This is a genomic window from Rhizobium cerradonense (genome assembly GCF_030182455.1).
Classification (GTDB): Bacteria; Pseudomonadota; Alphaproteobacteria; order Rhizobiales; family Rhizobiaceae; genus Rhizobium.
On the sequence record NZ_JAQJCK010000011.1, the window covers coordinates 132,797 to 152,140 of the forward strand.

16 protein-coding genes and 2 pseudogenes are annotated in these 19,344 nt (G+C 58.4%); 13 read left to right on the top strand and 5 right to left on the bottom strand.

Annotation, left to right across the window (positions count from 1 at the left end; all coding sequences use genetic code 11):
* Positions 1-66: 66 nt before the first annotated feature.
* Positions 67-252, bottom strand: coding sequence for a hypothetical protein (locus PH547_RS22890; protein WP_037155997.1), 186 nt, complete (start codon positions 250-252; stop codon positions 67-69).
* On the opposite strand from PH547_RS22890, the gene ligD reads away from it, so the two are divergent.
* The gene (gene ligD, locus PH547_RS22895) at positions 251-1,303 is read left to right on the top strand and encodes a non-homologous end-joining DNA ligase (RefSeq protein ID WP_004129850.1); all 1,053 of its coding nucleotides are present in this window, start codon (positions 251-253) and stop codon (positions 1,301-1,303) included. The genes PH547_RS22890 and ligD overlap by 2 nt on opposite strands.
* Before the next feature lie 61 nt (positions 1,304-1,364).
* Complete coding sequence (locus tag PH547_RS22900) at positions 1,365-2,138, top strand: SOS response-associated peptidase (protein WP_004129855.1); 774 nt, start codon at positions 1,365-1,367, stop codon at positions 2,136-2,138.
* Between the two features lie 312 nt (positions 2,139-2,450).
* Here PH547_RS22900 and PH547_RS22905 read toward each other — a convergent pair.
* Positions 2,451-2,759: pseudogene (locus PH547_RS22905) on the bottom strand (hypothetical protein); the annotation flags it as partial.
* 122 nt (positions 2,760-2,881) lie between these two features.
* Here PH547_RS22905 and PH547_RS22910 point away from each other — a divergent pair.
* The 11 genes and pseudogenes from PH547_RS22910 to PH547_RS22960 all read left to right on the top strand — a co-directional run bounded on the left by PH547_RS22910 (position 2,882) and on the right by PH547_RS22960 (position 15,227).
* Positions 2,882-3,184, top strand: coding sequence for a hypothetical protein (locus tag PH547_RS22910; protein ID WP_246451478.1), 303 nt, complete (start codon positions 2,882-2,884; stop codon positions 3,182-3,184).
* Positions 3,183-3,688 (top strand): annotated as a pseudogene (locus PH547_RS22915) (SOS response-associated peptidase family protein); the annotation flags it as partial. The gene PH547_RS22910 and the pseudogene PH547_RS22915, both read left to right, overlap by 2 nt.
* Positions 3,689-3,900: 212 nt before the next feature.
* Complete coding sequence (locus tag PH547_RS22920; protein WP_240535561.1) at positions 3,901-5,067, top strand: endonuclease/exonuclease/phosphatase family protein; 1,167 nt, start codon at positions 3,901-3,903, stop codon at positions 5,065-5,067.
* A gap of 179 nt (positions 5,068-5,246) precedes the next feature.
* Positions 5,247-6,863 (top strand): amidohydrolase family protein, encoded by a 1,617-nt coding sequence (locus tag PH547_RS22925; protein WP_240535562.1) that lies wholly within the window; start codon positions 5,247-5,249, stop codon positions 6,861-6,863.
* Between the two features lie 345 nt (positions 6,864-7,208).
* Positions 7,209-7,541, top strand: a complete 333-nt coding sequence (locus PH547_RS22930) for a hypothetical protein (RefSeq protein WP_004129867.1) — start codon at positions 7,209-7,211, stop codon at positions 7,539-7,541.
* Complete coding sequence (locus tag PH547_RS22935) at positions 7,538-8,146, top strand: hypothetical protein (RefSeq protein ID WP_004129870.1); 609 nt, start codon at positions 7,538-7,540, stop codon at positions 8,144-8,146. Before PH547_RS22930 ends, PH547_RS22935 begins: the two co-directional genes overlap by 4 nt.
* Positions 8,147-8,443: 297 nt before the next feature.
* Entirely contained in the window at positions 8,444-9,328 is an 885-nt protein-coding gene (locus PH547_RS22940) for a hypothetical protein (protein WP_004129878.1), read from the top strand.
* Between the two features lie 163 nt (positions 9,329-9,491).
* On the top strand, positions 9,492-11,270 hold the full coding sequence (locus PH547_RS22945) for an ATP-dependent nuclease (RefSeq protein ID WP_004129881.1): 1,779 nt from the start codon (positions 9,492-9,494) through the stop codon (positions 11,268-11,270).
* Positions 11,271-11,275: 5 nt separating this feature from the next.
* A complete protein-coding gene (locus PH547_RS22950) occupies positions 11,276-12,982 on the top strand; it encodes a UvrD-helicase domain-containing protein (RefSeq protein WP_004129884.1) in 1,707 nt (568 codons plus the stop codon).
* A 402-nt stretch (positions 12,983-13,384) separates the two neighbouring features.
* Positions 13,385-14,998, top strand: coding sequence for a patatin-like phospholipase family protein (locus PH547_RS22955; RefSeq protein WP_004129886.1), 1,614 nt, complete (start codon positions 13,385-13,387; stop codon positions 14,996-14,998).
* The gene (locus tag PH547_RS22960; RefSeq protein WP_004129887.1) at positions 14,988-15,227 is read left to right on the top strand and encodes a hypothetical protein; all 240 of its coding nucleotides are present in this window, start codon (positions 14,988-14,990) and stop codon (positions 15,225-15,227) included. Before PH547_RS22955 ends, PH547_RS22960 begins: the two co-directional genes overlap by 11 nt.
* Before the next feature lie 10 nt (positions 15,228-15,237).
* Here the strand turns inward: PH547_RS22960 and PH547_RS22965 are convergent, their stop codons facing one another.
* From PH547_RS22965 to PH547_RS22975, 3 genes are read right to left on the bottom strand one after another with little or no spacing between them, the layout of a single operon-like run.
* Positions 15,238-16,314 carry a carbohydrate kinase family protein gene (locus tag PH547_RS22965; RefSeq protein WP_004129889.1) on the bottom strand — a complete coding sequence of 359 codons (1,077 nt, stop codon included), beginning with the start codon at positions 16,312-16,314 and terminating at the stop codon, positions 15,238-15,240.
* A gap of 18 nt (positions 16,315-16,332) precedes the next feature.
* Positions 16,333-17,430, bottom strand: coding sequence for a hypothetical protein (locus tag PH547_RS22970; RefSeq protein ID WP_004129891.1), 1,098 nt, complete (start codon positions 17,428-17,430; stop codon positions 16,333-16,335).
* Positions 17,431-19,344 carry an ORC-CDC6 family AAA ATPase gene (locus tag PH547_RS22975; RefSeq protein ID WP_004129894.1) on the bottom strand — a complete coding sequence of 638 codons (1,914 nt, stop codon included), beginning with the start codon at positions 19,342-19,344 and terminating at the stop codon, positions 17,431-17,433.

The following is a 19,344-nucleotide window of genomic DNA, read 5'->3' on the forward strand; positions in this document are numbered from 1 at the left end:
TTGGCGGCCGACATCATGTCGAGCAAAATGCTGATGTTCTGTTTCTGTTCCCACCGAACTGAAGAGTCAAGCAACCGGAAGGATGGGAATATTATCCTGAACATGAGGAATTAGAAGAATATCCATGAGAATCAGGCCGGTAGCGCCGGCTGAGTTTTTTTCGGAGCGCCCGCGCCTCTTCGGTGTGGATTGCGGGGACAAATGGCGTATCGTCACAGTGTCTTTAAGGTTCTTCTGCTGAACTGCCGCCATGACGAAGCCTCCGAGATCAAAACCGCTCGTTCGTGACACCGAGGCTCCGATCCGCTCAAAGCCGCGCGTGAAGCGAAATCCGGCCCAGCCGCAGCTGCTTTTCGATCCGATGCCCGACCGCGTCGAGCCCGCGCTGGCGCAATTGAAGAGCCATCCTCCAAAGGGAGACAAGTGGAGCTGGGAGGTGAAATGGGATGGCTATCGCCTCGCCGTTCATATCGAGCCGCAGGGTATCCGGATCCTCACCCGCGGCGGCCATGACTGGACGCACCGGTTTCCGGCGATCCTAGAAGCGGCCCGCGCGCTCGGGCCGGCGACGATGATCATCGATGGCGAGGCCGTTGTGCTCGACGCAGAGGGGCGGCCGGATTTTGGGCTGCTGCAGCAATCGCTCGGCGCGTCTGGCAAACAAGCGGGTAACCGAGCTTCTGATGCGATCTTCTACGCTTTCGATCTCATCTATTTCGATGGACACGATCTGCGGGGTGTTGAATACCGGTCGCGCCGACATCTCCTTGATGACCTGTTGACCGGCAAAGACGGTGGCATTCGGCTATCGGAAACACTCGACGCCGAACCAGCCGTCCTCCTTGAGCATGTCTGCCGCCTCGGCCTGGAAGGCATCGTCGGCAAGCACCTCGACCGGCCCTATCGCTCCGGCCGGACCGGGGATTGGGTGAAGATCAAGTGCGTCCAGAGCGAGGCTCTCTTCATCGTCGGCTATGAGATGTCTTCGGCGTCCCCTGCCGGCTTTGGCTCGTTGGTGCTTGCTGCCTATCGCGGAGCCGATCTCGTCCACGTTGGAAGTGTCGGCACAGGCTTCAAGGAAACGGAAACCATCCGGTTGCGAAAGATGCTGGACAAGCTACGCTGGAAGCGAAAGCAGCCGCCCCTGCCCTATTCCGGAAGTTCCGATATTGTCTGGGTCGAACCGACCCTGATCGCCGAGATCGAGTTCCGCGCCTGGACGTGGGATGGGAAACTTCGCCATCCGTCTTACAAGGGTTTGCGAGAACGGCAGGACAATGCCGACGTCTTCCGGCTCGACTAGCGAAATCAGCCTTATACGCTAGATTGTCGCCCATTCGTGCTCGGTGGAGTAGATATCTAGCATGTGCAACCTTTATCGCATGGAAGACAGGGACTGGGTCGCGAAGTGGGCCCAGGATGCCGAAAGCCTGATCAACCTGATGCCGGCATACCAGATGAACCCCGATCAGATGGGGCCGATCGTCCGCAATACCGCGGACGGGAAGAAACAACTGGTCCATGCGCGCTGGGGACTGCCCTCCCCGCGCTTCGCGCTCGAGAAGACGGCCAAAGCCAAGGCCGAGAAACTTGCGGCCAAGGGTAAGCCATTCGATCTCGAAGCGCTGATCCGCATGGAGCCCGACCGCGGTACGACCAACGTGCGCAAGCTCAGTTTTCCGCATTGGAAGCGATGGTTCGGCGTCGAAAACAGATGTCTCGTCCCGGTCACCAGCTTCGCGGAACCGGATCCAGCCAGCCAGGAAGAAGGTGGCAAGGTGCCAAATGCCTGGTTCGCCCGCGACGAGCAAAAGTCGCTGATGTTTTTCGCTGGCATCCATGTGCCGCAGTGGCAGAGTGTCCGAAAAGTCAGGGACGGCCTGACAACCGACGACCTCTATGGGTTTTTGACCACGGATCCCAACAGCCTGGTGAAGCCGATCCATGAGAAGGCCATGCCGGTCCTGCTACTGACGAAGGAAGAGACCGACACCTGGATGCGGGCGCCTTGGGATGAGGCCAAGGATCTCGCCCGCCCGTTACCGGATGACGCGCTGATCATTTCGTCGCGCGAAGTCTATGGCTCCACGATCGTCTCGACATCCGGAGAGCCGGTGGAACAGGGCAGTCTGCTTTGACGTCTGAACTCAGAGCTTGATTGTATCGGAAAACGAAAAAGCCTGCCGCGGGAGGAGGTGCGGCAGGCTTTTCGAAAGAATTGAACAACGGCTGGGAGGAGGAGTGCCGCTGTTCCGTCAGGCGCCCTTTGGGAGGAGGAATGGGTCACCTGAAACACGAAGCTCTGCGGGAGGAGGTGCATCGCTTCGATGATCTGAGAATACCAGAGGCTGCTCCGACCGCCAGCGCTCAGATTGCAGTACAGCCATGCGCCTGTTGCAACGCAACATAGATCCTCTGCTTATTTTTCGGCCATTATTTTCGAGACGCAGCTTTCCCGTGCTGGGCTCGAAACCGAGAACGAATTCGATTACCTTGTCGGAGGACATTTCGCACGGTTTCAGTATCGAACCCGGTTCAGCCAATCGATAGAGGTTGAAGCTGACGATATCTGTTCCGCTAAGCTCCTCGCCATAGAGCCAGATCCGTTTGCCATCCTCCGACCGCTTGACGGTCACGCCCCATGGCCGGCCACCAAAATATCCGCCGACACAGCCGTCCGGAAATTTCGCAAGCGCGTCTTCAAACGTCGCCAGAACAGGTGGAGGTGTTTTGCCGCCAGCGGTCATGGTGCCAGGCATTCGTCGCAGATCCCGCAACCATCGTCATCCATGCTCGACGCCGGACGTAACCATCGACAACACGGACAGGTCGTTGCATCCGCCGCGCACTTCTCTTCGCGGTCCGGCGGAAGAATCTCAATGTGGAATTCCGACAGGGTATCGGCCGCGCTTCGATCCATGACGACGCTCCAGTTCGGGGTTACACCAGAGATAGTACGCCTCGAAGGCTGCGCAAGCCGGCAGAGATCGCCATCAAGGGACGATCCAATTCAAATACAGTGCCACAATCGGGCAGCCTTCTTGACGATATTCCGCCAACCTTATTCATTCGGGCAATGTTCAAAGCCGCAAACGCCGTGCAGATCAGAGTTTCCATCGACGAGATCGAGCCGGACCGCTGTCTGGTTCTGCCGGTCCATTGGAACCTGCAGCATCTGCTGTGAAGGCGCGCCGAACCTCGAAGCGCGCGAGGACATCAAGATTACCGATATCGGCCCGATCGTCAGGACGATCGACGGAGCCCGCGATGAGGCCGAGCTCATGCAGCGGCGCTGGAGCTGGCCCGGACCGAACAAGCGGCCGGTGTATAATTTCCCGTCGGAAGGTCGGGAGTTCGCTTCCAATCGCTGCCTAATCGTTGCCGATGGCTTTTACGAGTTCACGGGTCCGGAGGATCCGAAAAAGAAGCGCAAGGACAAGTGGCTGTTCACGAAGAAGGACGAGCTGATCTTCTGCATTGCCGGCATCTGGCGCGACACGCCGGAGGTCGGAAAGGCTTTCACCATGCTGACGATGGCGCCGGGGCCGGACTCGCCCCTTACCACGATCGGCAGATCGTCATCCTGGAACGCGGCTCCCGGGCAGATTGGCTTGACCCCGCTGTTTCCGGAAAGTCGTTGATCAAGCCGCTCCCGGTGGGCACCCTTTTTGTGCAGCGGGTCGGCTGAACCGGAATAACTCCAGCGCCACCCTAATCGGCTGCCGATCGTGAGAATGTTTAAAAATAGCTGCCGGCGCGGTACCAGAACTCTTGCGCAGATTAGCAAATTGTAATTCACTCCTCTCGATCAACTTTGAGGCGAAGGGGGCGTCGATGATCCGGTATCTGGCAGCATGCCTAATAGTTTTGTTCGGATCGGTCGACGCCCTGGCAAGCCAGGTGACGATCGCCACCTGGAACCTCGGCTGGCACATGGACATGGAAACAGTGCGGCAGTGGATCGGCGAATGTTCGAAGAACTATGTCGAAGATCCCGCCACCGGCAAGTTCAAAGCATCGCAAGAGGCGGGGTTCAAACCGGGATGGGACGTCGACGCGTTCAAGATTGAGGGATGGGACGTCAGCCGCCTGCCCGTCTGCAATGTTTACTCCGCTGGCGGAACCGTTCGCGTCAATCTCGAGGCCTACCGCAAGCGGCAGGAGCAAATCGCCAACTTCATCGCTCGTTCCATACCAGCCGACATTATCGCCTTTCAGGAAGTCAGTGGCGAGCAGTCAGTCCGGGAAGTGCTTCCGAACGGTGGTAGCGATTACGATTTCTGTCCGGTGACCGGCTACAAGGTGCAGCGCCTGGTCATCGCATGGAAGAAAGCGCTGGGCGAAAAGGTGTCCTGTACCATTGAGGACGCGCTTAGCCTTCCCACCAATCCCGACGACAAGCGGCCACGCCCAGGCCTTGCGCTCACCCTCAGGATCGATGGGAAACTGTTTCGGATCATGGATGTCCACCTCAAGTCGAGCTGCGTGTCGCCATTCGACGGCGGAAACCTGGAGGGATCGGACAAGGATTGCACGATCCTGCAGCAACAGATTGATCCGCTCGAACGTTGGGTCGAGAACGCGGCAGCCGACGGCGCCAGGATGGTCCTCCTCGGCGATTTCAACCGCAACTTCTGGCATGAACTGCGCGACCAGCGGCCGGCCAGGACCGACGCCAGCGGGACCTCGTCGCCGCGGTCGGCGGGGGTGTTGTCCCGGTCTCTCATAGAAGAAGTGGCCGATGGGCAGCCAGCGGCCGCCGATCTCAAGATTCTCGACGAGCACTGCCAGATCAGCGATGCTGGGCAGGCACTTTGCACCCAGGCCGAAATCCGCGACCTGACCCCGCCGGAAACACAGCTTCTCGCCTCGGACAATTATCTCGGGTGCCGCAATCCGGTAGGCCTTGATCACATCCTCGTCGGGCCCGGAATCAAAAGCGACGGCCCGGCCGAACATTTGAGCATCGGAAACCTTGGTGGCAACAAAGCAGGCACCCCGAACGGGAAAGACCAGGTATTGGCGATTTCGGATCACTGCCCGATGATCGCCCGGCTGAATTTTTGAACCCTCGTCTGTGACGATCAGAACGCTTGGCGGGATTTCATGTCTGCATTGCATCGGGGCCGAGTTGGGGGATGATTATGCTACGTCGAGCTTTTCTAACGCAGGCATCTTTGTCTGCTGTCGCATTGACTACGGGTTGCGGACGACCGAGCCCGTCGGTACCGGGCGAAGGCGTCCCGTTGGTCGACGCTCATTGCCACGTTTTCAATGCGTCGGATCTCCCGACCACCCGCTTCCTGCGACAAGTCGTCTTCGAAGATTTTCCCAAGCAGTCGGTCGCCCGCATTCTCGCAGTGCGTGATCCTGACGTGACCGACGAATTCATCGCACTTCTTCTGAAGCTGCTCGGCACGGGAAGCGCACCGACGGCGGATGAGGAAATCGCGTTCCTCGACACCGGACGGAACGGAAAAGCCGCTTCTCTGACGGTCGACAAAGCGCGCGCGGCGGCGGTCGAAGACACAAGCCAGCATCTCCTGGAACTCGATCGGAAGAGGCGGCGGATCGTTACGATGACAGCCCCGGGCGATCTGGCGACACGATCATCTATCTCCGAGGAAAAGTTCCTCAATTATATGCTCGGTGACCCGATCAAGACTCTGCGCGCCAACGAACCGCTCACGATCGGAGAAGCCCGCGGAGCCAGCCAGCGCGCTTTCCTGAGGCAAGATCCTGTGGGGCGCTATCTCAATTGGTTCAGTCTGTTTCGCCTTTACCGGTACGTCCTTGTTGATCGCCTGGTTGCCGACAGCAAGGCACAGGACTTCAATCCGGTGCTGTTGACGCCGGCGCTCGTCGATTATGATGAGTGGCTCTATGAAGATGTAGACTTTTCGCCCTTACCCCGGCAGATGGTGGTGATGGATCGGATTTCGCAGCGCATGGCGAAAGCGAAATCCGGTCCCGTCGTCCACGGCTACATGGGGTTTGATCCGCTCCGGGAAGTGGCATTCCGGAAAGGGAAAAGCAGTATAAGCTCGCTTGCGACTGCCTATTCGGCTCTGATGAAACATGGCTTCGTCGGCATCAAGCTCTACCCGCCGATGGGCTTTCGTCCCACGGGCAACCAGCCGCCATATCCGGAGCGAACAGTGAAGAGCCTGGGATTTGACCCCAGCGAGGAACTCGATGCTGCGCTTCGAGACCTCTACAAGCTCTGTGTCGATGTCGATGCCCCAATATTGGCTCATGGCTATTCGTCGAACGGTTCCGGTCCAGATTATGCAAAGCGGGGCGATCCCGCCTACTGGATCCCCGTGTTCAAGGAGTTCCCCAAGCTACGGGTTTGTATCGCGCATTTCGGTCGTTTCAGCGCACGGTCGGCTGGACGGGAAGGAATGCTTTTGCCGGATGGCAGTTGGGAATGGCGGCTCGGTGAATTCATCAAGGAAAACCCGGGCCGGAACGTGGTCGCCGACATCAGCTATTTTTCCGAGGTGCTTTCGGCCGGCTCGAAAGAACGAGACTTCCTTGCGAAGTCCTTCAACAAATGGCTGGAAAAATTCGATAGTGGTTGCGATCACATCGTTTACGGAAGCGACTGGATCATGCTCGGGAAGGAGGCAGGCTATAGTCACTATATCGAAAGCGTGAACGCCTTTCTGCGCACCGACTGCGGTCTTTCGGACGATACTTGCGACAAGATTTTCCGTCGCAACGCGCTTCGTTTCCTTCCCTTGGAACGGGGAAGCCTGGGGCGCGAGCGGCTTCTCGCCTACTATCGAACAAATGGACTGGATGAGGGTCGCCTTCCCTTTGCAAGCTCGCGCCTGGTCGCCCGTCTCTTTGGTCGGTGAATAAGCAGCGACCGGCTCGGTCGTGAGCGCCGTGAAAGGACTCGAACCGTCAGTCCCATTGCACAAGGTCAGTTAACAAGTTGATTGAATTGGAGATTGCAGGGCTTCAACAGCAGTTATGCAAGCTATTCCTATCTCACATAATTCCGAGTTGTGTGAATTCAGCTCTCGCCATGGTTAGATTGCCGGCGGCATTATGCAACGGCTCCTCGAGCAGTTTTGACGAAGACCCTCCTGTCCGAATCGAAACTCATGCGCGCGTTTCTCGTGATATGATTGCAATCTGCTATGACTGTCCACGAAATACCGGAAAGATTCGAGAGTGCGAGGCGTATACGAGGGAAAATGGCCAAGTTTTTAGAAGAAGAGTTCAACGTCATTAGAAGCGTCATCGATAACGGCGGTGTCTACACGATCACCATCGACGCGTCTGATATCCCCGTGGACGCAAGGACCGAAACATTCCCCGGAGTTGCCCCGAACCTTGAGACCGGCTTCGAGCTGCCGCCATCGAGCATCATTCATGATCCGGTTGTGGCAAACGAAATCCTGACGAAGATCGATACGTGGGGGCAGATCCAAGTGCTGGTCTACAAGCGCGGCGGCAAGATTTTTTACAAAAAGCTACCAGATGGGCGGTACGAAGCCACGATCGAGCGCGCCAAGGATACCGCATGACATTCAGTACGCTGACGCCGCTTGAGCGGGCGATCCTTGATCACATCGGTCCAATGCTGTCGTCGGAAGAGCATATTTATCTGGATGAAGCCGGGGAAAAGGTGCTTCATCATGCGAGCCACCTGAAAGAAGGCGGAGACTTGGCCGACGAGATCAAGGCGCGGCTACTGAATGGCGAGAAGTTAAAGCTTCTGCATAATCACCCTAACGGTGGTTCTTTGAGCAGCTTCGATTGGAAGGTGATGACCGAGCACTTCGGTCAGCTCGAGATGATCGTTGTCACGCCGTGGGATTCCGTACACCGCGGTCGTGTCGATTACGATTTTCAAGCAGATGAGATGAAGCTAGTGCTCCCCCGGCTGAATACCGTTTTCAACGAGATGAGCCACCTAATCCGGGTGCCGTACATTTCCAGTCTGAACCCATCACTGCCAGTCGATGCGGAGCGTGTGACGTCTATTTACATGAACCAGCGGCTATTTGGGCTGGGGATCGTCGACTACGGCGCGGAGCTAAGCCTCGCGGATCACTCCGTCATCATCGACCTGCTGAGGGAGCCGCTCCGAAACGTGTGGGACAAACTCCTCATTAAGCGGCTTCCCTAGGCGGGCGGGCGGGCGGCGTGAACGGATTGTTGGTGGCCAATACACATCCGCTGGCATCTGTCCGACAGGTCCCTGAATGATGGGCGCACCCTGCCTCGCCATCGGGACCACTATGTCGAAAACCCTTTCTCGCTCTACGACGGCGATTTGATGATAGGTCTATTCGGGGATCTGTCCAACGAATGAACGGACTTCTACGGGCTCGGCGCCAAGCGCAATCTCTCGATGTTCGTACCCGCAAAAACGGACTTCCGCCGATACGGAAAACCTGAAAATCGCACATAAGGAAAGCAGCGCATGACCGCATGGACGTTAGACGAGCTTCGCCGGCTGGATCTGAAATACGCTGAAGAAGGCGTCCACGTCCATCAGCGGCCCTTTCGTGCCGCAATGGAACTGCTCGGCTCCAATTTTGTCATGGGTGTTGGCGAAAACCCTGACGTCAAACGGATCATGGACGCTTACACCGCCATGATGCCCGAAGTCACCACGAGTTGGCCGGGCGCTGGCATCGGGTTCGCTGCATCCGTCGACCAGGTTCGAAAGCTCACTTTCCCAGTTGTGTTCGGCGAACGATTGCTTCAGCCTTGGGAATTGTCCGGTTTCAGCAGCGCGGAGGAATGGCGGAATTGGTGCCGGCAGGACCGGACAATCGCCGGTGAGATGGCTCTCGCGGTCGCTGACCTCCATGATCTCACCATGGGCTTGAATGAAGTTGAGCACGGCGCTCCGGCGGCGATCACGCTCTGGCGCATGGCGCGATCGAACATCGAAGACGTGGCGAACACGATGCCGACGACGTTCAGCCATGACTCTGTCATTCAGCCGATTTGCATGGTCGCGGAACTCTCGATGAAAGCGGCTCTCGTCTGGGACGGTGTTGACCCTCAGTCCTTCAGGAGAGGAAAGGACGGGCACAATCTGTCGCTGCTTGCCCTCCGCATGGCGGGCACGCGGCCACATCGCGACGACGCGCGTGTCCAAGCCGTTGTTGCCGCGCTGCCGCCCTATGTCGAAAGCCGATACAAGCCTGCAGGCTTGAAGCGGCTGCAGGTCGTCAAGCTCGCTTTGGGTGTACAGTTCATCGCGGCATCGAGCTTGCGGCGCATCGCCAGCGCGGATCTCGCCCTTCAAATGGAGAACGACGATTGGCCTGGGCCGCGGCAGACTTTCGTACTCTAGGGTTAGATCGTGACTTTCTCCGTCTAGCAAAACCTTTCGCCGTGATCAAAATTACACTCTCATAGAGTGCAAATGCCGCATTGATTACTTAGTCACGTCGGACAAGCTCGGTGCGGAATGCTATTGATAGAATCACAACTAGGCGGGGCTTTCGGGGGGTATTGTGCGCATCGCTCGGGTTCAAATCGAGAATTTTCGGGGAATTAAGCAGGCCGAGGTCCATTTTTCTGGAACATCCGTCCTGCTCGGCGACAACAATACCGGGAAATCAACAGTATTCGAGGCGATAGAACTCGCCATCGGCGCAGACCGATTGGCCCGGACGCAAGCCATCGACGAGCACGACTTTTACGGCGGCGATTATTTGCCCGTGGAGGGCGCTCTACAAAAACACATCAAGGTTGAAGTTGTCATTGCAGCCTTGGATGAGCAGCACTGCACGAAGTTCCGCAACAATCTCGAATTCTGGCGGCAGGCCGACCGCTCGCTCCTCGGGGCCGGTCAGGGAGTAAATCTTGGCCAGCCCGGCATCGAGCCCGCGGTCCGCATCCGCTTCGAAGGGGCCTACGACCCGGAGAACGATGACTTCACCGCCAAGACATGGTTCGCCGTGCCACGGCATGAGGACGGCACATCCATCAATGAGTGCCGTTCCAGCGACAAACGCGAATTCGGCTTTCTTCACCTTCGCGCACTGCGAACCGGGAACCGAGCGCTCTCGATGGAACGTGGCTCGCTCCTGGACATCATTCTCAAGACCTACGAAGTGCGTACCCGCATGTGGGAAGGGCTGCTGCGGCAGCTCCGCGACCTCGATGTCGTCGGCGCCAACGACCCTGAGTTCGGCCGCATTCTGACCGCCATTCGCGACGCTATGCGCGACATCGTCCCGGGCGAATGGGCCGATGCGCCTCATCTTCGCGTCTCGGAATTGACGCGCGAGGATCTGCGGCGCGTCCTGAAATCCTTCCTCGCGACCGGTGTTCCCGGTTATGCCGCTCCCTTCCAGCATCAAGGCTCAGGGACGATCAACGCGCTGGTGCTCGCCATGCTGGGGCTGATCGCCGAGCGTCGCAACGGTCGCGTCATCTTTGCGATGGAGGAGCCCGAACTCTCACTTCCACCCCACGTGCAGAAGCGCGTCGTCGACAAGGTCAGAGGCATCGCAGCCCAAGCCCTCTTCACCTCACACTCCCCCTATGTGATCGAGCAGTTCCAGCCGGAACAGATGATGGTGATGACCCGCAGCGCAGCGGGTGTCCTCACCGGATCGAATATCGAGCTTCCCCAAAACCTGAAGCTGAAGACATTCCGCGATGGTTTTCGTACACGCTTTTGCGAGGCTCTTCTTGCCCGTCGCGTCATCGTCGTCGAAGGCAAGACCGAACTCGTTGCCTACAGCGCGGTCGCCCGTCGAGCCGCAGAACTTGCGCCAGCACACTACCAGCGGCTCGATTCACTCGGATGGGTTCCATTCGACGCCGGCGGACAGACAGCGGTCGCTTCGTTCGCCACGTTCTTTCGCAGCCTCGGAAAAACCGTCGCCACGATTTTCGATCAACAGGCCGACGCCGAGCGACAGGCGATCGTCGCCTCCTGTGACTCTACTTTCGAACAGCCCTATGCCGGCTTCGAACACCTGCTTGCCGCCGAGGTGTCGGTTGCGATGCAAGCCTGGTTCGTGCGCTTCTTCGTCGACGTAGGAGAATGGCCGCAGGCTCTGAATAATCTCGTGCCGCCGCAAGGCTCGCCAGACGAGACTTACCGCCCTGCCTTTGTGGCTTTGTTCAAGCATAAGAAGGGCGACGATTATCTCACCGTTTTCCTGGAACAATGCCAAGTTGGGCATTTTCCGCAGACCATGTTGGGCATCATCAGCGCCCTCAAGAACTTGGCCGCGCCACCACCACCGCCGCCAGCACAACCCAATATCTTCGAGTGATCGCAATGGCGTTGGTCCTATGCGAACACAGACAACGTCTGCTCCGCACAGACGGCAATATCCTTGTTCGGGGCGGCGCCGGGTCAGGCAAGACCACCATCGCGCTTGCAAAGGCGTGTGCCGATCTCGATGCAGCGCGGCTGGGCCCGCTGGGTAAGGCGCTGTTCCTCAGTTTCGCACGGGCGACTGTGGCGCGCGTCGCTGAACAGGCGACCGCCACGCTGCCTCGTGCACTGATGTCTCGCATCGAGATCAACACCTATCACGGCTTCGCCTGGACGATATTGAAGAGCCACGGCTACCTCATCTGCGCCAAACAAGGGGTGACTCTGCTTTTGCCCGCGCAGGCCCGGGCGCATCTTGCAGGTCTCGATGGGGACGCTCGATCGGCCCGGCAACGAGAGCTGTTCGACACGGAAGGCTTGATCGCCTTCGATCTTTTTCCGACCTTATTGACCGAGCTCTTCCGAGCAGCCCCGATGCTCGCGAGGGCCTATGCCAGGGCCTATCCGCTGATCATCGTCGACGAGTTTCAGGACACGAATACCGAAGAATGGCAGATGATCAGCCAGCTCGGGCAGCATAGTCGCCTTATCGCGCTGGGCGATCCAAAGCAGAGGATATATGACTTCAAGGGCGCGCACCCGCGCCGGTTCGATGAATTCATCGCCGCGTTTAACCCAACGCCCTTTGATTTTGCCAGCGAAAACAATCGCAGTCCCGGCACGGCGATCGCACAATTTGCCAATGACATTATTGCCGGTGAATATACGGCTGCAGCCTATGCAGGCGTTTCCGTCTCGCGATATCGCGGCCGAAGCCTCCGCCCGCTCAAACAGGAAATCCTCAGAACCGTCGCGCGGCTGCGCCGGAATCCCGATTGGTCCCTCGCAGTCCTCGTGCCAGCGAACGCCCTGGCGGCAAGCGTCTTCCATTACATGGCCGAGGCAGCCCACGGCCTTCCTGCCTATCCGGTCGACATTCTGGTCGCGGCCGAAGGCCCCATGCTTGCTGCAGACCTGATTGCTCTCCTAATGGAGCCGCGTCCAAGCGATCAAGACCATGCCGCCGCCATACTGGAGGGCTTGGCTGCATTCGAACTAGGCCGCTCAGAAGAGGCTTCCGCGACGGCAATCCGAAAGGCAGGCCGGTACAAAGACATTGCCCGGGCCGTCCGTGCTCGGGGTTTCAACGGGCTCGGCGCGCGCGGTATCGGTCCGGGCGTTCGAAGCCTCCTGGCGAACATTGAAGCGATCCAACTGACGGGGGATCCTTGGTCAGATTGGCGCGCGGTGCGCGCGCAGCTCGACGCGAACGACCGGGATGAATTCAAGGCGCTCGCGAAGGAAGCCCGCCATTTGCGGCTTCTAACACGCGGCGCGCGGATTGAATCGAAGCTCGCGGAGGCATGGCGCACTCATGGCAGCTACAACAACGCTCGCGCCTTGCTGGCGGCCGCCGTCGTTGAGGACCAATTCGCGGCGACCACCCGTCCCGAGCAGGGTGTCACTGTGATGACCATTCACAAGGCAAAAGGAAAGGAATTCGACGAGGTCATCGTCTTCGAAGGCCTGTTCTCACGCTACGTTCAGAGACCCGGCGCCGATGGCGAACGGTCTGCCCGCTTCAACCTCCATGTCGCCGCCACCCGGGCTCGGCGCGCGCTGACGATCATGACGCCCGAAATCCAGCCATGCCAGCTCCTTCCTTAAAAAAACCGTGACCAACACGACGCCGCAAGCATCACTTCGGTCCGCAATTCTGGTAACGCCGCTTCACCGGCTCTGATAAAAAATGTGGAGCTATTTGACGGCCATTATCTTGTTCATGACGTGACCTGCGACCGCGTAGCAGCCATAGCCTCCTTCGAGGCGCTCGGCCTTACAATGCCCGAGCCCGGGAAAATCATCGAATAAACGTTGCCCGCCACCTTGCTGTCATCAGCTGCCTTGACCACCGCGGGCAAACTTTTCATCCGGTCGTCCGTGCAAGATCTGATGAATACGGACGCTGCCAACGGGACATCGATGATGAGCTGGTGTAGGAGCAGATTTGTCGGCTAGCACTGTAGCTGCCGACGCTGATGGCCTCGTCGTGTTGGGTGGGATTTTCGGTTGGAAAAGCAGCGGGTATATTGCGTTTTTGAAGGTGCAGGCGCGCGAGGCCTTGGCCATGTCGGCGCCTATCGTTCATTGTCTAAGCACAGTATCGAGATTTCGGGACTAGCGGGCACGTCTGCCGGCGCGATTCTTGCGGCGCTCGCCTGCGCCGGCTACGACGCCGAGGAGATTTTTTCCGATAAGACGGGTGCGAATATTCTCGATCGACTTGACCTGGATCCTGACAATCTTGATGCAGGTCAGATTAAGCAGCCCGCGAAAACGCCTGCCAAGCTTTTTGGCGATGATGCGTGGTTCAGGCTGAGATTAATCCGGTTTCTGCTCGCTCGAATTTGGATGCTGAAGGTGGTTGGCTTCACCGTCCTCGCGATCGCCGTCATCGGTCTCTGGCTGTTTCCGCAACCGGCACTGGCTCTTCTCCTCGCAACACTGTTAATAGCGACGGGAGCAGCAATCTTTTTTATGAGAGGCGTCGTATCTCTCGATAACGTCAAGACCGGCCTCGACCAGTTGCTGTCGGTCAAACATCATGGCTCGCGCCGCGGCAGACCTGTGACGTTCAAGGACCTCGCGGAGGCGGGCCGTCTACCCTTGAAGATCGTGGCCGCAAACATCACTAGGCAAGAGCTGACGGTATTCTCCGCCGAAACTAGCCCAGACGTGGCCGTCTCGGATGCGGTCTGTGCATCAATCGCCATCCCAGGAGTCTTCAAGCCACGACGGATCGACGGAAACTGGTTTATGGACGGAGGGCTCGTTTCCAATCTCCCGGCCTGGACATTCGACGACGAGCGTTCTACCGATCGCGATGCCCTAACGGCGGCCATCGAGATCAGTGTCGGCGGCGTGAAAAGGCCGCCCCAATTAGCATGGACGATCGGATCCGCCATCAGAACAATGATCTTCGGGTCGGGAATTCTCAACAAACGCGGTGTCGATCGCCTAACTTCGGAGCGTCTGGTCGTCGATCTCGGCCTTCTCGACTTCGACATCGGTCGAACGCGCGCCGTGGAGATTGTTCAGAAGACTGAGACCTTCTGCGATGGAAGTCTCATTGCCCGCATGATCGAATTGCCGCGAAGCATCAACGATACGTGCGACGCGGTCTCATTGAAGTGCCACGAATTTATCGAAGCCGCATTTGCCGCAGCCGCGTCCCCCGATCGGCAATTTACAACGCGCATCGCCATCGCAATCCCGATCGGGCCACGGAATCGCACCGTCCGGCTTGAATTCAGTTCCGGATATGCCGACCTGTCCGACGAGAGGATTTGTCTACCTCTCGAACGCTCATTGATCGGAGACGCTTGGAGGCAGAATGAGACACTTTACGTATCGAAGAGTGATGAAGAGGTCTGGAACCGAAGTCTTTCGGCTCCGCAGGATCGTTGGTTGCGAAAACTGATATGGCGGGATCTTAGCTGGGTCCTCTGCGTTCCTCTGGAGATCGATGCCCGGACGAAAGTCGTTGTGACGCTCGACAGCGACGTCGAGCTCGACTTCGACCAGGATGTCCAGCAGGAGTTGCTGGATACGCTGGAAGCTCTTATATTGAAGGAGTTCCAGTTTCTGAGAACAGTGGAAAGGGAATTGCTCAATGGCCGTTAAAATGCTTTCGCGAACAGCCAAAACCGGTTCCAGAAGCGGCTCCAGTGCTGCCGTCCGCACGGCCGTCAAAACCAAGTATTCGGAATATCTGGCGTCAGAGCCGACAGATCATGCACGCAAAGCATCGGAACTTGCCAAAAAGATTCGCGAATTCGAAGCGAGCGTCGAATCTGACCCGCGGCCTGTCGTGCGTAGCCGCAATGCCAAAACAGGCTTATTCCTGAAATAACGAAAGGGTCTTAGGCCGCGGACCGGGCAGCAGGAGGCAGCTTATCCGGTTGGTCCGGGCATGCTGGACAAGCAACCGACGCACCAACCTTGATTGTCCGGTCGATCGCCGCCAGCGTTGGACGTCCCTCGCGAATGGAGCGTATCTGCCGATCAAAATCCGGTCGCGAAACGAGATACATGCCTCCCCTCGCGCCCTCGAAACCGCAATTCCAGGCGGCAAGGGCTTGGCCAAATCGCAGCGCCTCGTTTAGCCCGGCTTCGCCAATGCTCATCAAACCGCTCAGCCCGCTACCAGCGGCTTTCATCAGGAAGCCACCGGTGCACCAGTCCCCTGATCCGCAACTATCGACGAGGTTTGCAACTGGAAAGGCGGGCACAACTATCCATGGCGACACCTTGTCGTCGAGCCGGTGGCGATATCGAAGGCCGTCGGCTCCTACCGTCTGAATTTCGACACGCGTCGCTGTCCCCTCAGACATGGCCTGTCCCGCGTCGGCGAGGCGCTGATCCGAGTATTTGACCACATGCGCCAAACCCAGCGCTTCCGCGAAAAGCTTGTCGTCCGTTTTTCCGGATGGCTCGAAGACGACGACTGCGCCCGCCGAGACTGCGCTCTCGGCAAGTGTCAGGGCGGCGCGCGATAAACGGTCGAGGAAAAAAACGGACGAATTTTGAAGGTGTGGAACGATGGCTTCGACCGAAGCCTGGGTGACCGGCCTGTAGCTGGGCAGCCGCTGGCCACAATGCGGGCAGCTCCAGAGAAAGCGATGCGTCGGGGTCCCATCACGTCCGCGCCGGATCTGCTGGATGATAATCGGCGTGTGGCCGGTCGGCGCGCAGTTGACAAAATCGAGATGCACGCCCCACGATGAAAGGTCAGTACGCACGCGTTCGGACGCAGGATCACCGTTCATCCTGGCAATCGGGTAGGCGTCCCAGCCCAGATAAGACATGATGGCCATGACGTTGCCGCAGGTGCCGCCCGCCCAGGATTGTACCGGCGTGTTCGGATCGAGGCCGATGACAAGATCAAGGGCCACTAGCCCGGTGCCGAAAATTTTGGGTCTGTCGACGACGATCGGCATAACACCTTCGTCCTTTCATCATGTATGTAACTGCGGCCTTGGCTGAGGATAGACCTCTCCCTCCAGCCAAATATGAACCAGATGCGGTGAATCTGGGGCGTCCGAGACTGATGCCTCTAAATCATATCCTAGAGCCTCAAGGTAAGCGACTGGTAAATTCCGCTCGAGTGCAGCCATCAGCGCCCCAAGTGCCATCACCTTGCTGCCGAGCGGCGAGAGCACCAAACGAGAGCCGCCGACCTCAGAAAAGACTGGTTTTCTGAGGTCGTCGAGGCGCAAGATCGTCCGGTAGAGATCGAGAGGGTCTCGCTCATCGGCGTAGACGATGTCACGAGTATCGACCGACCAGGCGCTGTCGAGTTCGACCATGAATTCTTCCGCCAAGCGGTCCCCGATCCGCGGGTCCATGGATGGGAATGGCAGAATCGGGCAGGTGTCGTGCGGCGAGACGAAATCATAGAGGCGGTCCAGAGCGGCGCGCTTCCCCGTCGCCAGCTGCGGCAGCCAAAGCTTGGCCGCCCCGGCGAACTTGTTGAGCGTAAGGCCGCCGACAAAGCCATGAACATAGCCGGGGGAATCGCTGGCGATCGTCTTGATCGCGCCGTCGAGAGCGGGATTGTGCGCGACGAGCAAATGGAGGTTCTGTGGCCCCTTGCCCCGCTCGCTATACTCGACGAGGAGCCGGATGATCGGAAAACTGGTTCCGACCGATAGGGCGCTCACATCGACGACGACATCCGTGATGCCGTCAAAATTTTGGCCAGCAAGAGCTCGCGCCACGTTTCGACCGCCAATCACGGCGAGGTCGCTGCCGAAGATATCGACAGGAACAAGCGCGTGATTTGGCACGATCGTCTGCAAGTCGGCAATATTCTTCGCAGCCCGCGATACGAGTTCGGGCGAGGGATCCGGACGGTTTTCCTGGAGGAACAGACCGCGTAGCGGCGCCCCGCCGGCGGCCAGCTTTCGCGATATCACGCAGGCGCGGGGATCGAAGCCTGCCCCGGCGATCACGATGACCTTGCGCTTCGTATCAGCAAAATAATCGTCAATGAATCCGGAAACAGCGTCGCCGCTATGAGAAATACAGGGGTCCCACCGCCAGTCGCGCGCCATTTAAGCCTCGTTTAGGATGCGCACCAGGTCGTTGGTCCGCTTTTCAAGGAAACCACCGCGCTTGAGCGTCAGTCTGTTGTGAAGCAAAAGCACACCGCCCAGCTCAACGAGAACCCAGAGACGCTTCTTGGTGCCGTGGTTGGGAACGAGGACGAAGGCGTTATATGCCACGCCGAATTGCAGGATGCGCGCCAGCTCCGGCTGGTTGCGAGGAATTTCGTAGAACTCTTCCTGCGGTATGCCGAAGGCGTTGGCGCCGCCTCCAAGCGACGCGTTACCCTCAAGGCTCTTCTTGACGCAAGCCGCCGCAATCCCATCCGCTAGCTTCTTGACCTGCTGATGGTGCGGAAAATCCCACTCCCGGATCATTTCGGCAGCCCGATTTCGCAAGAGCGAATGCTGCGAGCTCGCGCTTAAGGTTGGCGACTTCGAACGGATCAGCTGCGTCTCGGATTGCGCAACCAACCGAGAGGCGAGCTGAAGGAATTGTTCGGCGTTTTCGGAGCCCGCGTCACATAACGGATCGATACCATAGAAATAGGGCCGATCTTGCTTGTGAAGTAGATGGATTTTCGCGCCTTCGAAGACCTTGTCGTCCGCGATGAGCGGGCGTGACGGTTCGACGTCCTGCCCGGCATCGTCGAAAAGTCCCTGCTGCGGCACGCGTTTGGCGTAACGCTGGAAAAGGACGCCGAGCATGGAAAGTCGGATCTCTTCGCAGTCTTCGGCTGTGTCCTTCAGATAGTTGGCGATGTCCTGTTCAAGACCGGTCCTTCGCTCCGCGGTGATCTTGAAGCGCCATTGCAGACTATCGACGTGGCTTGCAAGCCTTTCCCGCTTCGATTGCGAAATCGGCTCGATATAGGTCGCAAGCAGATTTCCAAGATCGTTGAGCCGGCGACGGTGGAAAATTTCCATCTGCGCGAGGTACCGATTGGCCATCCCTTTGGCCATCTTGCGAAAGGCTCGGCGCTGATTGAGTCGATCTCCTCCGCTTTGCATCCATATCGTGGTTGTCTCGCGAGACTTTTTAAGGCCTGGCTCATCAGCGTGCGCGATCTCGTTTTCTTCAACCAGCACGTCTGCCGGCGTCAGGGCATCAAGGCGCGTCAGCACCCAGCGCGAGACTCGCAACTCGCGCCGGCTGAGCCAACGTTGAAGGGATTGGAACTGCGCCGGATGCAGGCTGTGGGCGTCGTCGAAGATCACCAGCGGCTTCAGGACCGATGACTGGTTGTGCTCCTTGAGGAGGAACGTCTCGATGACATCGAACGGGCGGTAGGCCGCCGCGGCAACTTCCCTGTCGATCTCGTCAATCTCAGGTGGAACCAGCGCGGCCGAGATATTGTAGATCGCAAGCTCGATTTCCCGCGCCCGCTCCAGCACCCCCCGCGCACCTGTCCCGCCAATGGCGGTGAGCGCCGCATCGGCGTCGGGTCTCGGCACGATTTCGAGGTCGTCGATCGATGCCCCCGCCAACTGCACGTCCCTGATCCAGGCCAACACCGTCCGGGCCTGGAGGAGAGCCGTCATCAGTCCGCTCTTGAGCTCATCGGGATATGGAAACTCCCAGAATTCGCGGTACTCACCCTCAAGCGGCAGGCGGGCACCGATGACCGACGGCATCCCGGTCGTGATCGCCCGACAGGCCGTCAACGTGTCGATGAGATCGTCATAGATATCCTGGCCGCGATTTCGCAAAAGCGTGCGCAATGTCGAATATTGAAAGAGCCGCGCAAGGGTCGTCTTTCCGCTCCCGGGCGTCCCAATAATCGTTGTCAGTCGATCATAGAGCTTTCCCTCCTCAGCGTGTTTCTGGAAGAAGGTCGCCAAGGGCTCAGGGGTAACGACAGCGAGGAAGGCCTCATCGTCGCGTAGATATTCGGTTGCGCGTTTCTCGAAGGGATTGACCAT

Coding starts and splice junctions, on each gene's coding strand:
- ligD (WP_004129850.1), top strand. CDS start 251: ATGACGAAGCCTCCGAGATCAAAACCGCTCGTTCGTGACACCGAGGCT.
- PH547_RS22890 (WP_037155997.1), bottom strand. CDS start 252: ATGGCGGCAGTTCAGCAGAAGAACCTTAAAGACACTGTGACGATACGC.
- PH547_RS22900 (WP_004129855.1), top strand. CDS start 1,365: ATGTGCAACCTTTATCGCATGGAAGACAGGGACTGGGTCGCGAAGTGG.
- PH547_RS22930 (WP_004129867.1), top strand. CDS start 7,209: ATGGCCAAGTTTTTAGAAGAAGAGTTCAACGTCATTAGAAGCGTCATC.
- PH547_RS22935 (WP_004129870.1), top strand. CDS start 7,538: ATGACATTCAGTACGCTGACGCCGCTTGAGCGGGCGATCCTTGATCAC.
- PH547_RS22940 (WP_004129878.1), top strand. CDS start 8,444: ATGACCGCATGGACGTTAGACGAGCTTCGCCGGCTGGATCTGAAATAC.
- PH547_RS22950 (WP_004129884.1), top strand. CDS start 11,276: ATGGCGTTGGTCCTATGCGAACACAGACAACGTCTGCTCCGCACAGAC.
- PH547_RS22960 (WP_004129887.1), top strand. CDS start 14,988: ATGGCCGTTAAAATGCTTTCGCGAACAGCCAAAACCGGTTCCAGAAGC.
- PH547_RS22965 (WP_004129889.1), bottom strand. CDS start 16,314: ATGCCGATCGTCGTCGACAGACCCAAAATTTTCGGCACCGGGCTAGTG.
- PH547_RS22970 (WP_004129891.1), bottom strand. CDS start 17,430: ATGGCGCGCGACTGGCGGTGGGACCCCTGTATTTCTCATAGCGGCGAC.
- PH547_RS22975 (WP_004129894.1), bottom strand. CDS start 19,344: ATGGTCAATCCCTTCGAGAAACGCGCAACCGAATATCTACGCGACGAT.